This is a genomic window from Amycolatopsis sulphurea, assembly GCF_002564045.1.
Lineage (GTDB): Bacteria > Actinomycetota > Actinomycetes > Mycobacteriales > Pseudonocardiaceae > Amycolatopsis > Amycolatopsis sulphurea.
The window spans coordinates 4,211,342-4,225,803 of the sequence record NZ_PDJK01000002.1 but is presented as its reverse complement, the minus strand read 5'-3'; the positions used below and the strand labels follow the sequence as shown (position 1 = coordinate 4,225,803).

9 protein-coding genes and 1 pseudogene are annotated in these 14,462 nt (G+C 67.5%); 5 read left to right on the top strand and 5 right to left on the bottom strand.

Features of this window, described 5'->3' with window-relative positions; all coding sequences use genetic code 11:
- Positions 1-939 precede the first annotated feature (939 nt).
- The 3 genes from ATK36_RS25530 to ATK36_RS25520 form a co-directional block, all read right to left on the bottom strand.
- A complete protein-coding gene (locus tag ATK36_RS25530; RefSeq protein ID WP_098513812.1) occupies positions 940-2,193 on the bottom strand; it encodes an amidohydrolase family protein in 1,254 nt (417 codons plus the stop codon).
- Positions 2,194-2,596: 403 nt separating this feature from the next.
- The gene (locus tag ATK36_RS25525; RefSeq protein ID WP_098513811.1) at positions 2,597-3,763 is read right to left on the bottom strand and encodes an iron-containing alcohol dehydrogenase; all 1,167 of its coding nucleotides are present in this window, start codon (positions 3,761-3,763) and stop codon (positions 2,597-2,599) included.
- 5 nt (positions 3,764-3,768) lie between these two features.
- Positions 3,769-5,268, bottom strand: a complete 1,500-nt coding sequence (locus ATK36_RS25520; protein ID WP_098513810.1) for a CoA-acylating methylmalonate-semialdehyde dehydrogenase — start codon at positions 5,266-5,268, stop codon at positions 3,769-3,771.
- A 127-nt stretch (positions 5,269-5,395) separates the two neighbouring features.
- Here ATK36_RS25520 and ATK36_RS25515 point away from each other — a divergent pair, with 127 nt between their 5' ends.
- The 5 genes and pseudogenes from ATK36_RS25515 to ATK36_RS33860 all read left to right on the top strand — a co-directional run.
- Positions 5,396-6,388 carry a LysR family transcriptional regulator gene (locus ATK36_RS25515; protein ID WP_098513809.1) on the top strand — a complete coding sequence of 331 codons (993 nt, stop codon included), beginning with the start codon at positions 5,396-5,398 and terminating at the stop codon, positions 6,386-6,388.
- A 439-nt stretch (positions 6,389-6,827) separates the two neighbouring features.
- Positions 6,828-7,799 carry an aldo/keto reductase gene (locus ATK36_RS25510; RefSeq protein ID WP_098513808.1) on the top strand — a complete coding sequence of 324 codons (972 nt, stop codon included), beginning with the start codon at positions 6,828-6,830 and terminating at the stop codon, positions 7,797-7,799.
- 10 nt (positions 7,800-7,809) lie between these two features.
- Positions 7,810-8,838 (top strand): fumarylacetoacetate hydrolase family protein, encoded by a 1,029-nt coding sequence (locus ATK36_RS25505; RefSeq protein WP_211291952.1) that lies wholly within the window; start codon positions 7,810-7,812, stop codon positions 8,836-8,838.
- A gap of 53 nt (positions 8,839-8,891) precedes the next feature.
- Positions 8,892-9,821 carry a quinone oxidoreductase family protein gene (locus tag ATK36_RS25500; RefSeq protein WP_098513807.1) on the top strand — a complete coding sequence of 310 codons (930 nt, stop codon included), beginning with the start codon at positions 8,892-8,894 and terminating at the stop codon, positions 9,819-9,821.
- A gap of 251 nt (positions 9,822-10,072) precedes the next feature.
- Positions 10,073-10,455, top strand: a pseudogene (locus ATK36_RS33860) (transposase family protein); the annotation flags it as partial.
- A gap of 10 nt (positions 10,456-10,465) precedes the next feature.
- Here ATK36_RS33860 and ATK36_RS25495 read toward each other — a convergent pair.
- The gene (locus ATK36_RS25495) at positions 10,466-11,998 is read right to left on the bottom strand and encodes a bifunctional 3-(3-hydroxy-phenyl)propionate/3-hydroxycinnamic acid hydroxylase (protein ID WP_098513806.1); all 1,533 of its coding nucleotides are present in this window, start codon (positions 11,996-11,998) and stop codon (positions 10,466-10,468) included.
- A gap of 279 nt (positions 11,999-12,277) precedes the next feature.
- Positions 12,278-14,395, bottom strand: coding sequence for an ABC transporter permease (locus tag ATK36_RS25490; protein ID WP_170069901.1), 2,118 nt, complete (start codon positions 14,393-14,395; stop codon positions 12,278-12,280).
- Positions 14,396-14,462: the final 67 nt, after the last annotated feature.

The window sequence follows — 14,462 nt, the reverse complement described above, 5'->3', positions numbered from 1 at the left end:
CTTCCACCAGCGTGACCGCCGCATTACGATTCGCGGGTCCGCGAATCCGTGGCACCCTCCCCGGCTGGATACCGTGTTCCTTCCATTGTGCGCCACGAATTCGACCTTCATCGCGATGGACGGTCCCGCGGCGAGGAAAGACGCCGCTGACTTCAGGATCTGCTTCGCCGCTTCCGCCGAGGCCCCCCTCCTCGGCCTCGGCCTGCTTCACCCACATCCGCGACACTTCCGGATGTACCCCGAACTGGTCGGCGATCCACTTGACCGCCCGGCCGACCGGCGCGGGTCCCGTCTGGCCTCAGCTGCCTGCCGAGACGCCGTTCACACCGACTCGTCGGGATACATCCGAGGTGCCGCCATGACTGCGAATCCTCCGGGTGTTCGATGTCTACAGCCCCATCTGGTCGGCCTGCGTCACGATGTGAGGGTGGCGCTGAAGACGGCTGCCGTTCGGTGCCGGTCTCCCGGACGACAGCCGCCCGATCTGCCCCAAGGAGCACTGCATCACCAGGGGGCAGGGCCAGTTTGGCTTGCCACACCGGTGAAACAGCGGCGAGTAGCGTGTCGCGACCAGCGATCAGCCACCGACCGACACCAGTTTTGCTCGCGGCGATCCGCTGCGCTGCTACGGCAGCACGACGTGACGGATCTTGACTCCTCGATGGCAGCCGGCCCGGCGCACCAGCGCCGGAGCGCCGGCAAAGAGCCTGCAGGAAACCCGGGACGGCCAACGGGCTGAGCCAGGGCCCCCGGCAAAGTTGGCCGAAGGCCCGTGATCAGCAGAGAGAGCCGTGGCTGCCCGACCGGTTTCGGGTCCGTGAGGGTGCCCCTGACGGACTCAGAGTCCGTGAAGGGGCCCTTCACAGCCCTCCGCAGCTGCGCAGGGCCCTCCACACCGACTTTGCCGACACCCTGGGGCCTGAGCAGTCAGCCGATCGTTCACTCTTTGTGGTGCCTGTCGACGACGATCTCGCCATTCAGGATCGTCATGCTGAGTTCGCGGAGGTTGCCGATGTCCTGGGTGGGATCGGCGGCCAGCATGATCAGGTCGGCGCGCTTGCCGGGTGCCACCGTGCCGAGGTCGGGGCGGACGCACTGCCGCGCCGCGCCGCTGGTGCCTGCGACAAGTGACTGGATGGGCGTCATCCCCGCCGCGACCATCAGCTCGGCCTCTTCCAGCGTGTTCGCCCCGAACCGGCCCGGGCCACAGAAGGTGTCGCTGCCCAGGGCGATGCTCACCCCGGCATCGGCGACCTTCTTGACGTTGCCGCGAGCGTCCGGATGGATCGCGTCGTGAATCCAGAGCGTTGGTGTGTAGCTGACGTCGCGCTCGAGCATCAGATCGATCAGCGCGTGATCGGTGATCGGTTCGACGGTGACACCATGCTCCAGGCCGTCCGCGCCGGCCTCGAGCGCTTCCCGTGCCGCGTCCTGCTGGGCCGTGTGAACGGTCACCCTGAGGCCTCGCTCGTGCCCGGTTTCGATGCCCGCCCGAAGGAAATCGAGGGGTAACCGCACAAGCTCGACTGGATCCGGAAAAGCGGCGTTTTGCCAGACATACTTCGGTGAGCCGTGGGACGCGCACGCGCCTTCCGACAGGAGTTTGATCGCATCGACCTTCCGGTCGGCCAGATGATGCACCAGATCACGCATCTGCTGCACGCTGCCGATCTCGCCGGTGAATCGGGCACGTGCCCAGGCATTGCCGCTGAAGATGGTGGACGCGGGATGCCCGTCGCGTACGGTGATGCCGCAACCGGTCGCCAGCAGCCGGGGACCCCGTAGCGTGCCCGCGGCGATCTTGGCGCGCGTCTCCAGTATTCCCCCGGTCGGATCGCCCACCGACTTGATGGTGGTGACCCCGTGCTGAAGGAACAAATCAAGCCGTCCGGGAAGCTCGTTCTCCTCGAACGCTCGCATCGATTCCGGATCGGACACCGCACGGACATCGTAGAAGTGCAGGTGCGTGTCGATCAGGCCTGGCAGCACCCAGGCTTCGGCCGCGTCGACCTCCTTCGTGCCGCTCAGTGGTTCTGCCGAGACGGCGGCGATCTCTCCACCATTGATGGCGACATCGCGTAACCCGGTGTGGACCTTGTGGCCGTCGAAGACGTGCGCATGGTGGATCACGAGGTCGTAGGCCGCGGGGCCGTGCACTCCGGTCCTCGTGATCACCTCGGGTTCGTGGGCCATCGCTCTCACTCCTGATCGGGCGGTATTCGATACGGGTCGGGGCCGGGCAAGTCGTCGGAACGAGCATCGACGATAGGCCGGGAAAGAGCCAGCACCCCGTTCATGGCGAGCCAGGACAGGGCCGCGTACCCCAGCGTGTCGGCAAGTCGGTGTGAAGACCCCGGAGGTCTGTGAAGGGGCCCTTCACGGACTCTGAGTCTGTGAAGGGCCCCTTCACAGACCCGGGACAGGTCTGGCGCACAGCGCGAGGTGGTCGCGCCTCGAATACCTCCGCATCGTCCGTTGCCGGGCGCAATAGATCGAGAGCGCAGGCGCCGTCGATGATAACGCGGCAGCCACGGCTCTCTCTGCTGATCACGGGTCCTCGACCAGCATTGCCGGGGCCCTGGCCGCGTACCCGCGGTCATTTCCAGAGCGACCGGTAGAGATCCTCGATCTCGGCGATCGAGGCCAGGCGAGGGTTGTTGTCCGGCGAACCCGAGGCCTTGGCCTGTTTCGCCATGACCGGAATCGATTCCCGCCAGCTGTCCTCGGGGATGCCGTACTGGCGTGGTCCGGGGACCTCCAGGTCGGCGTTGAGGTCGTGCAACGCGGTCACCAGTCGTTGTGCGGCCTGGCTGTCGGTCAGGTCCGCGCTCGCCACCCCGATCGTGCGTGCGCAGGTGGCGTAGCGGTCGGGGGCGGCCTCCACCGAGTACGCGGTTATGGTCGGCATCAGCATGGCATTGGACAGGCCATGCGCGACGTGAAAGTGCGCGCCGATCGGGCGGCTCATCCCGTGCACAAGTGCGACGCTGGAGTTCGAAAACGCCATACCGGCCTGCGTCGCGGCGATCATCATCTGCGCACGCGCCTGCTCATTGGCCGGCTCGGCATAGCTGGTACGCAGGTTGGCGAACAGCGTCCGCATGGCGGTAAGCGCGAGGGCGTCGGTGAACGGATTGGCTTTGCGGCTGACGTATGCCTCGACCGAGTGCACGAGGGCATCCACGCCGGTGTCGGCGGTGAGACGGGACGGCATCTGCATCGTGAGCGTGTAGTCGATCAAGGCGATGGCGGGCAGGAAAGCCAGGCCGGCGCAGAGCATCTTCTCATTGGTGGCGCTGTCGGTGATGATCGTGAAGCGGGTGCATTCCGATCCCGATCCGGCCGTGGTCGGGATGGCGATGACTGGCAGCGTCGGCGCGTCGGTGATGGCTGGTGCCTTGTAGTCGCGCATGACGCCGCCGCGCGATCCCAGCAACGCCACCGCCTTCGCCGTGTCCATCGGGCTGCCGCCGCCGATACCGACGACACAGTCGAACTCGCCCCGGCGCAGCGCGCGCGCGCCGAGGTCGATGGAGTCGGTGGTCGGGTCGGGGCGCACCTCGGAGAACACCTCGGCCTCGATCCCGGCTTCGGTCAGCCGGGCGGTGATCCTGGCCAGGAACGGCTGGGTGGCCAGGAACGGGTCGGTGATGATCAGGGGACGGGCGAGCCCGGCTGACTCCAGCACCTCGGCCAGCTCCATCGAGCAGCCACCGCCGATGCGGAGGATTCGGGGCAGGGCAACGGAAGCAGTGTCGGTCATCGGACTCACCCGTGGCCCGGGAAGCTGAGATCGACGCCGGCCCGGGGTGCCGAGCGTTGCGGCCAGCGACTGGTGACGACCTTGCCGCGGGTGTAAAAGCGCACGCCCTCGTCGCCATAGGCGTGGGTGTCGCCGAACAGCGAAGCCTTCCACCCGCCGAACGAGTAGGCGGCGGCCGGCACCGGGATCGGCACGTTGATGCCGACCATGCCGGCCTGTACCTCGTTCTGGAAACGCCGGGCGAGGCCGCCGTGCTCGGTGAACAGGGCCGCGCCGTTGCCGTACGGGCTGGCGTTGACCAGGTCGAGCGCGGCGTCGAACGTCGGCACCCGGACGATGCTCAGGACCGGCCCGAAGATCTCGTCCCGGTAGATCGAGGACTCGGTGGGGACCTCGTCGAACAGGCTCGGGCCCAGCCAGAAGCCGTCGTCCTCGCCGTCGGGCCGCCCTTGCCTGCCGTCGACGACGAGCTTGGCACCGGCCTCGACCCCGGCGTCGAGATAGGAGGCGACACGATCGCGGTGGGCGCGGGTCACCAGCGGGCCCATGTCGCAGCGGCGCCGGCCGTCGCCGTACCGCAGCGCCGCCATCCGCTCGGTGATGCGCGGGACCAGCGCGTCTCCCACGGAGTCGACGGCGACGATCACCGACACCGCCATGCACCGTTCCCCGGCCGAACCGAACCCGGCGGACACGGCCGCGTCCGCGGCGCCTTCGAGGTCCGCGTCGGGCAGCACCACCATGTGGTTCTTCGCGCCGCCGAGCGCCTGCACCCGCTTGCCGTTGCGGGTACCCGTCTCGTAGACGTGCCGGGCGACCGGCGTCGAGCCCACGAAGCTGACCGCGGCTACCTCGGGATGCTCCAGCAGGCGATTCACCGCGACCGCGTCTCCGTTGACCACGTTGAACACCCCGTCGGGAAGCCCCGCTTCCGCCCAGCACTCGGCCAGCAGCCGCGCGGCCGAGGGGACCTTCTCACTCGGCTTGAGCACCACACTGTTCCCGCAGGCGATGGCGATCGGCGTGAACCACAGCGGCACCATCGCGGGAAAGTTGAACGGGGTGATCACCGCGCACACCCCGACCGGCTGCCGAATCGCGGTGACGTCGACGTTGGTCGAGACCGATTCCGAGAACCCGCCTTTCAGTTGTGCGGACAGGCCGCAGGCGTACTCGACGACTTCGAGCCCGCGGGCGATCTCCCCGGCGGCGTCGTCGAGCACCTTGCCGTGCTCCGCCGTGATCACGGCGGCCAGTTCGTCGCGACGGTGCTGGAGAATCGTGCGGAAGTCGAACAAGACCTGCGTGCGTTTGGCGAGCGTCGAAGACCGCCACGTCGTGAACGCGGCGGCCGCGACGGCCACGGCCGCATCCACCTCTTCGACGGAAGCCAGATCGACGTGGGCGGTGACCGTGCCGAGCGCGGGATCGAACACCTCTCCCCGGCGATGAGCCGGACCGGTCCACGGTTTGCCGCCAACCCAGTGGGTGATGCGCTTGCTCAACGGTGAGACTCCTTCGCGAGGTCGCAGTGCGTTCGGCTACGAGCGTCGCTCCGCAGAAACGCACAGGCAAGGACCAATCGCGCAGGCATGTGTGCGAATCTGCACACATGCCTTGTAGGGTCGGGCCATGACATCCGCCGACGGTCTCCGCTATTTCCTGCAGGTGGCGAAGCGGGGGCGGCTCACCGTCGCGGCCGACGCCCTCGGGGTCGACCACACGACGGTCGGCCGCCAGGTCGGCAGGCTCGAACGAGCTCTCGGCCACCGGCTCTTCGACCGCAACCCCTCCGGCTGGACCCTCACCGAGGCCGGCCACCGGCTCCTGCCGCACGCCGAGGCCGTCGAAGCCGCGGTCACCGCCGCTTCGGGACTCGGTGCGGCCGGCGCCGGGCAGCTCGACGGCACCATCCGCATCGCCACGCCCGACGCGTTCGGCGCCTTCCTGCTCGCACCGGGACTGGGGCCGCTGCGAGCGCGGCATCCTCATCTCGACGTGCAGATCGTCACGTCGACCCGCACCGTCCCGTTGGGCATGCGCGAGTTCGACGTCGCGGTCACCCTCGAAGAACCGCGAAGACGGCACGCCTTGTACTGCAAGCTCACCGACTACATCCTCGGCTTCTACGCCAGCCGGTCCTACTTGGCGGAGAATGGGCCCGTCGAGCGGCGCAGGGACCTGCGCGACCAGACCCTGATCTGGTACGTCGACGATCTCCTCGACATCGCTCCCTTGCGCCTGCTCAACGAATTGCTCCCCGATCAGCGGGTTTCGATCCAGGCCAACAGCGTCACCGGGCACTGGCAGGCGGCCGTCGCCGGACTCGGGATAGCCCTGCTTCCCCGTTACCTCGGCAGCCAGGACCGGCGCCTGGTGCCGGTGCTCTCCCACGACCTCACCTTCAGCCGCAGCTACTGGCTCGCCGTCCCCCGCGAACTGGCCCGGCTCGACCGCGTGCGCGCCGTCATCGACGTCCTCGAAGAGATCGTGGCCGCACGACACCACGACCTTCTCGGTGCCCGGGGGACGCCGCCGGCGCCAGGTACTTTGCGGCGAATACTGGGCCTGGGGTCGCTCCCCCACACCGCCAGAGGCCCGGCAAAGTCGGTCGAGGACCCGTGATCAGCAGAGAGCCGCGGCTGCCGCGTCGTCATCGACGACACCTGCCATCGTCGTCGATCACGCCCGGCAACGGACGATGCGGAGGTATTCGACGCGCGACCACCTCGCGCTGTGCGCCAGACCTGTCCCGGGTCTGTGAGGGGCCCTTCACAGACCTCCACGGACCTCAGCGGTCTGCGCATGGCCCCTCACAGACTTTGCCGACATCCTGCCCCGCACCGCGGGGACGCCCTTGTCTTGACGAGACAGCCGATCTCATGATTCTTGGTCTCGTCAGGACGTAGTCGATCGATTCGGGTGACGTCGATACTGAGGCCGTGCAACCGCTCGCGCGTCGTGCGCGCTGACAGCCCGCCGCCGACGCCGGTCCACCTGGTTGAAGAGCTGCCACCCACCGCGGTGCGGATCGCGCCGACACACCCGAGAACGGAGATACTCAATGACGATCCCCACCAGAGTCCTCGGGCGCACCGGCGTCGAGGTGTCCATCCTCGGGTACGGCTCCATGGAACTGCGTGGGCCGGATGCCATAGGAGGGCCGGCGATCAGCGACGAGGACGCGGGGCGGCTCCTGAACGAGGTGCTCGACGCCGGGGTCAGCCTCATCGACACTTCGGCCGACTATGGCCGTAGCGAAGAGCTCCTCGGCCGGTATCTCGGCTCCCGGCGTGACGAGTTCTTCCTGGCCTCCAAATGCGGTTGCCCGCTCACGATCGAGCCCGGCTGGGATCCGCCGGCCGTGGCCGCCGCGCACGACTACACCGCGGACCGCATCCGGACAGGTGTCGAGCAGAGTCTCGGCCGCCTTCGGACCGACCACCTGAACCTGCTCCAGGTGCATATGTCTCCGGCGAGGACGCAACTGGAGTCGGATGGCACGATCGAGGAACTGGAGAAGCTCCGTGCTGAAGGCAAAGTCCAGTTCATCGGGATGTCGGGCGTTCTCCCCCACCTTCCGGATCACATCGCCATGGGCGTCTTCGACGTCTTCCAGATCCCTTATTCCGCGGTCCAGGACGAGCACGAGCCCTACATCGTGCGGGCGGCACAGGCCGGTGCGGGCATCCTCATCCGGGGCGGGACGGCCCGCGGGACCGCGTCGGACGACAAGAGCTGGAGCGTCGAGCCCCTGAGCCTGAGCGGCGCCAAAGCACCGGCAAAGGACCTCTGGAATGCGGCGGGGCTCGACGACATCATTCCTGGTGACATGAGCCGCCATGAGTTCCTTCTGCGTTTCACGCTCAGCCATCCGGCGTTGTCGAGTGCCATCGTCGGCACGAGCAGCCTTGCGCATTTCATGAGCAACGCCGAGATCGCGTCACGGGGTCCGCTTCCAGCGGAGCTTTATGACGAGGCGAAGCGCAGGCTCGCCGCGGGTTCCGGTGACCGCGAAACCGATCACCCCCGGTAATCCATTCTGAATGATCACTCAGTCCCGCGAGGTGGGCATGAAATTCGTGACCTTTGCGGCCAATCGGCCGGGCCGGCCCGTGCTGCGTGCCGGGGTTCTGGGAGACGGTGTGGTGGTCGACATCGACCATGCCATCGCGGCGCGCGGGGGCGAGCCGCTCGCCGGCAGCTCCTCCGACGGCGGCTCGGAGCTGCTCACGCTGATCCGGGCCGGAGACCCTGCCATCGAGATCGCGCGTGCGGCCACCGAGCACGTGGTCGCAGCCGGCGACGAACACAACGGTGATGAGGTGATCATCCACCCGGCCGGTGATGTGCAGCTGGTGTCACCGCTGCCCCGGCCCAACAGCCTGCGTGACTATCTCGTCGTCGAAGAGCATCTCCGCAACTGTGTCGCGGCCGGGTTGATCGACTCGATCGCCGACGAGTGGTACAACATCCCGGCGCACTACAAGGGCAACGTCGACGAGATCTACGGTCCGGACGACACGGTGCCGTGGCCGGCCTATACCGACAAACTCGACTATGAGCTCGAGATCTGCGCGGTGATCGGGACCCCCGGGCGACGCATCTCGGCCGAGGACGCGGGGCGGCACATCCTCGGGTACACCCTGTACAACGACTGGAGCGCGCGCGATCTCCAGGCCAGGGAGATGAGCGTCGGCACCGGTCCGGGCATCTGCAAGGATTTCGGGAGCTCCATCGGGCCTTGCATTGTCACGCCCGACGAGTTCGACCGCGACAACGCCCACCTGGAAGCCAGGATCGACGGCGAGGTGTGGTCGAGCGGCGTGCTCGGTGCGATGCACTTCTCTTTCGAGGAAATCATCGAATGGACCAGCCAGGAGGAGACCTTGCGGCCCGGCGACCTGCTCGGGAGCGGGACGGTCGGGCGAGGCTGCGGCGCCGAGATGGACCGCTGGATCACCGAGGGGTGCGTGGTCGAGCTCGAAGCCGAAGGGATCGGCGTCCTGCGCAACCGGGTGGGCCGCAAGGGCGCCGGTCCCACCCGCATCATCGACGTAGACGCCTTGCGCTAGACCACTTTTGCGGCAAGCAGGTCGAAAACGCGAGACAGCGAAAGGCAGCACAGATGCGCGGAGTCACCATCCACGAGGCCGGCGGTCCCATCACCGTGCAGGACAGGGAGGTCCGCGCGGCCGGTCCAGGAGAGATCCGGCTCCGCGTCGGCGCGGCAGCGGTCAATCCGATCGACACCCTCATGTGGCGGACATTCGCCCCCGCCGGACCACAGTCATCGCTCACTCCGGGAATGGACGCGGCGGGGACTGTCGAGTCGATCGGTCCTGACGTCGACCGGCTTTCGGCCGGGGACGCGGTGATGGCCGCGATCAACGCGCGTCTGCCCGAGGGCGGCGGTCAGGCGGAGCTTGTCGTCGTCCCGGCCTCTTCCGTCGTGCCCATCCCGGACGGGCTCGCTCCGATAGCGGCCTCGGCCCTGCCCATGAACGGGCTCACCGCACTCGAGGGACTGCGTCTGCTCGACCTACCGCCGGGCGCGACGCTCGCGGTGACGGGTGGTGCGGGACAATTGGCGTCCTACGCCATCCCGCTGGCCAAACGTCAGGGCCTGGTGGTCATCGCGGATGCGAAGCCCGAAGATGAGGCACTGGTGGCCGGCTTCGGCGCCGATCAGGTGGTTTCGCGCGGCGGCGGCTTCGCCGCCGAGGTGCGGCGACTGGTCCCCGAGGGCGTCGACGCGGTTTTCGACACCGCGTTGTTGACCCGCGCAGCACTACCGGCGGTTCGCGACGGCGGTGGGATCGCCGTCGTCCGCGGCTGGGACAACGGCGCCGGCCCGGAGCGCGGTGTTCGCGTCTTGCCCGTGAGGGTGACCACGGCGCTACCCAATACCGACTGGCTGGAGCTGATTTCCGCCGAGGCGGCCGCCGGGCGCTTGGTACCGCGAATTGCGGGCACTTATCCGCCGGAACGCGCCCAGGAGGCCTACGAGCGCATGGATGCCGGCGGCCTCCGCGGACGGCTCGTCATTACCTTCTGAATTCCGGCTCTCCGCCATATGCGGGCGGGATCGCTTCGTCTTCGGCGATCCGGCCCGCATACGGCGTTACGACCCGGCCGGCGCGGCGCCGGAAGAGATGCTCCCTCGGACCAGAGTTGGGCCTGCTACCTGACCGTGCTCGGTGAGGTAGCAGGCCTAACTTGCCTGAGTGCCCAAAGCGTATCTTCCATGGTGATCGGTTGCCGGTGAACGATGATCCTGGTTGTGGTGGATTCGTTGCCGTTGCGGTCGGGGTGACCGTGCCGGTCGCGCACCGGACATCCACGGAGTGGACCGAGGCCGGGCGGTGCTCGACGAACCGGGTAACCAAGGGATGATCGACTGGTCCAGCGCGGTCCTCGACGGAGCATCCGTCAGGTCCGAAAAAGGGGAGCTTTGACCGAACCGAGCCGGGTCGACCGCGGCAAACCAGGCTCGAAGATCCATGTCCTGTCCGACCGTCGCGGGATTCCCCTCGTGACGCGGATTTCGGCGCCGAACACGCACGGAGCACCACGCTCGCCCACTGGCCAAGGCCTACGAGCGTTCCCCGCTCGGACACCGGAGAATCGCGCAGCGCATTGCCCGCAAAGGCATCGAATCCAGCGACAAGCCCGGTCGGCACCGCTGGGTCAGCGCCAACTTCAGGTGGCCGACTCGACGTCGGCGAAGAGCGCGGCTTGCGGTTTCCGCTGAATGAGCGCCTCGAGGCGCGAAATCAATGCTTGCACCTCAGCCGGGCTGTTCGCAGTACCGAACACGTAGCGATCGGGCCGAACCAGGACCGCGCCCGCACCGAGCCGCGAGAGCCATGCCGCGAACTCGTCGGAGGAGGCACTGACCACCTGGATCCCGAGCCGCTGCAGACTCGGTCCCGCCGTATCGAGCACACCACCCAGCACCGAGTCAGTTCCGACGAGAGCGAACCGGAAGCCCACTACGTCGTCCAGGAGAGTGCCGTCCGCGAACCGGGGCTGCTCGCTCAGGGTGCCCGCCCAACGATCGCCGGCGGCGAAGACGCCTGGGCCCATCAGGGGGCGCAGCGGGCCCCGTTCTTCGACCGGTGGGGGCTCCAGGTGGGCCGGGACCTCGACCATGTCCTCGATCTGGTTCGCCATTTTGGCGGCCGTCTCGACGAACACCGTCATATGCGGCTTCCGCTCGCTTTCGTAGGTGTCGAGCAGCTCCGGCGGCGCGTCTCCCCGGACGACCAGCGGCAGCTTCCACGCCAGGTTCGTGGCGTCCCGTACCCCCGAGCACATTCCCTGGCCGAGATGCGGCGGCATCTCATGGGCGGCATCGCCTGCGATGAACAGCCGGTGGCTCCGCCAGCGATCGGCGACCACGGCCCGCCACTGATACATGTCCGCACGAGCGATCCGATACTCGCTCGGCCGGAACCAGGGTTCGAGAAACCCGTATATCCGGTCCAATCGCTCGAACTCCCGCGTATCGTCCTCCGGCCTGAGGAGCCATTCGAACCGGAGCATCCCCCGTGACAGGTACAGAAAGGTGACCGGATTCCTCAGCCCGGCCTGAATGAACGTATCCAGGTTCGGCGGCAGGCCCGGTGAGGTGACGAACGGCTCGATGTCGACGATCAGCGATCGATGAGTCGCGTCATAGTCGACGTGCTCGGATCCCATGACGGGGCGAACCACGGAATTCGCACCGTCACAGCCGACCACATAGCTCGCCGAAATTCCCGTCTCGGCACCCGACGACGCGTCACGAAGGAGGAGGTGCGCGACATCGTCGCCATCTTCGATGGCGAGAACCTGCCATCCGTAGTACGCGGATGCGGAATCTGATTCCTGGATGAATCCCCGCATCACCGACTCCCAGTCCGGCTGATGGAACATGTAGTCCGAGTTCCACCCTTGCTCCGTCTTGCCCCGATGCATGTCGAACTCCATGACCGCGCGGCCCTCGGGGTCGAGAAAACGGTACGTCCCGACACCGATGTAGCGCGGCTCCATGTGGGTGAGCCCGAGTGTCTGGAAAGTACGCATCGTCTCGTCATCGAGATGTGTCGCCCGCGGGAACGAGACGGGGAGCCGCCACCGATCGATGACCGCCACGCGGACACCGGCCGACGCCAGCAGATGGGCGAGCGTCAGACCGGTCGTACCGCATCCGACAACCGCGACGTCGAAATGCCGTGCAGAGTCACTCATGGCTGCTCGCCCCCGCCCGATCGCCGTGATCTGCTACGAACAACCCGGATATCGACGGTGCCACCAGGGGTGACTGGACTCGCACACTCATTCTTCGGCCCTCTCTTCTGCTCGCACACGCTCGGCGTATGGCGAAATTCAGCCTGACATATCGAATAGCTCTTGAGCGGTCTGGCCACCATCGCAGCCGAGACATAGCAGCCCGCGGAAGTCTGTGAAGGGGCCCTTCACGGACTCTGAGTCTGTGAAGGGCCCCTTCACAGACCGCGACCTCACGGTTCACCCTGCCTTGAATCCGGGTTGTGAACGTTCGGACGTCTGCCCCGCGCGGTCACGCTTGACCAGTTTCCGGATGCGGGCTGCCCACGCACTCGGTCGTCGTTGATACTGCGCCAGCGCGACGACCGCGATCAGGATGACACCGTCGAAAAGCACCGGGGACCAGGTCGGCGCGCCCGCGAGTTGCAGTCCCTTGACACCGGTCGCAATCACGTATGCGCCGACGACGGTGCCCCACACGTTCATGCGGCCATTCTTGAACTGGGTCGAGCCCAGGAACACCGCGGCGATCGTAGGCAGGAGATAGCCAGGACCGACCGTGGGATCGCCCGTACCGAGTTGGGCGCTCTCGAGCACGCCGGCGCCGGCGGCGATCACGGCGCACGCGATCGTGGCGAGCAGGATGACCCGGGAGGTGCGGATACCCGCCAAGAGGGCCGCAGCGGGGTTGGCTCCGGTCGCGTAGAGGTGCCGGCCGGCCGGCGTGCGCTCGACGACGTACCACGTGATCACGGCAATCACCACCAGGATGTACACCGGCAACTGCAGCCCGAGAATCTGGTGGTTCCCGATCTTCTGAAACCCCGCGGGCAGGGCGAGAATCTGCGTCCCGCCGGAAACCCACGCGATGACCGCCACCAGCACGGAACTCATGCCGAGGGTGGCGATGAAGGGAGGGATTCGCACGCGCACGATCAGCGCCCAGTTGATCAGCCCGACCGCGACCGCGCACAGCAGCGTGACGCCGATGGCCATCGGCACCGTCAGGTGCCAGTCGGCCAGCAGCCAGGCGACCAGAATGCCGCCCAAGCCGACTTCCGCGCCAACCGCGAGATCGACGACTCCCGCCGCGATCACCGGCACCAGAGCAACCGCGGCCAGACAGGTGATGGCTTGGTCGGAGACGAGCGACCGCCAGGTCCCGGACGTCAGAAACGTGGCCGGGACCCAGAGGGAGAAGACCACGACAATGAACGCCAAGAGATAGAGCGCACCAATGTTACGGATGGACAGCCTGCGCAGCACACGTACGGCAACGGTCGGCGGTGTCCAGGCCTTGCTTGGCACCACCTTTCCGCCGCCGGCGACGTTGAGATCGCCGGCGCCGCCACGCACGCGCGCAAGCTGCTCGGCGCGACGTGCGCGCCGGGCGGAGCGCACCGAACGGGTAGCGGACCGCAAGAGCCGGCGAACCGCGGCGGTCCGGGAGACCGGCGACTTCTGGTGTGCCGCTATGCCCACCGCGACCAGGAGCGCGGCGCCGTTGAATAGATCCGGTATCCACGTCGGCGCACCGGCGAGCTGCAGCCCCTTGACGCCGGTTGCGATCACGTACGCGGCGACGACGGTACCCCATACGTTCATACGGCCGCCGCGGAACTGCGTCGAGCCGAGGAAGACGGCGGCAATCCCGGGAAGCAGGTAGCCAGGCCCGATCGTCGGGTCGCCCGTCGACAGCTGCGAACTCTCCAGAAGGCCCGCCACGCCGCCGATCACGGCGCACGCCACGGCTGCGCACAAGATCACGCGAGACACGCGCACGCCCGCCAACGCCGCGGCGTCGGGATCCGCTCCCGCCGCGTATACGCCACGACCGGCCGGAGTGCGCTCCAGCACGTACCACACGAGGATCGCGATGGCGAGCATGACGTACACCGGTAGCTGCAATCCGAAGATCTGGTGATTCGCGATGCGCTCGAAGCCCGCCGGAAGGTTCAGGATTTGCGCGCCGCCGGAGAGCCACAAGATCACCGCGGTGAGAACCGAGCTCATACCGAGCGTCGCGATGAACGACGGTACCCGCGCGCGTGCGATCAACGCCCAGTTGATCACGCCGACGAGAACCGCGGCCGCGATGGTCAGGGCGATCGCCAGCGGAACGGGGAGGTGGCGGTCGGCGAGCAGCCACGCGACCAGGACCGCCCCCAGACCGACCTCGCTGCCGATCGCCAGCTCGAAAACGCCCGCCGCCAACGCCGGCACCGCACCCAGCGCGACCAGGCACGTGATCGCCTGGTCGGAGATCAGTGAACGCCAGGTGCTTGCGGTCAGGAAGGTGCTGGGCACCCAGATCGCGAACGCGGCGAAGAGCACCGCGAACAGATACAGCGCGCTCATGTTCCGAAAGGACAGTGCCTTCCGCACGCGCGTTGCCAACGGGGGCCCCTGCCATGCGCGCACCTGG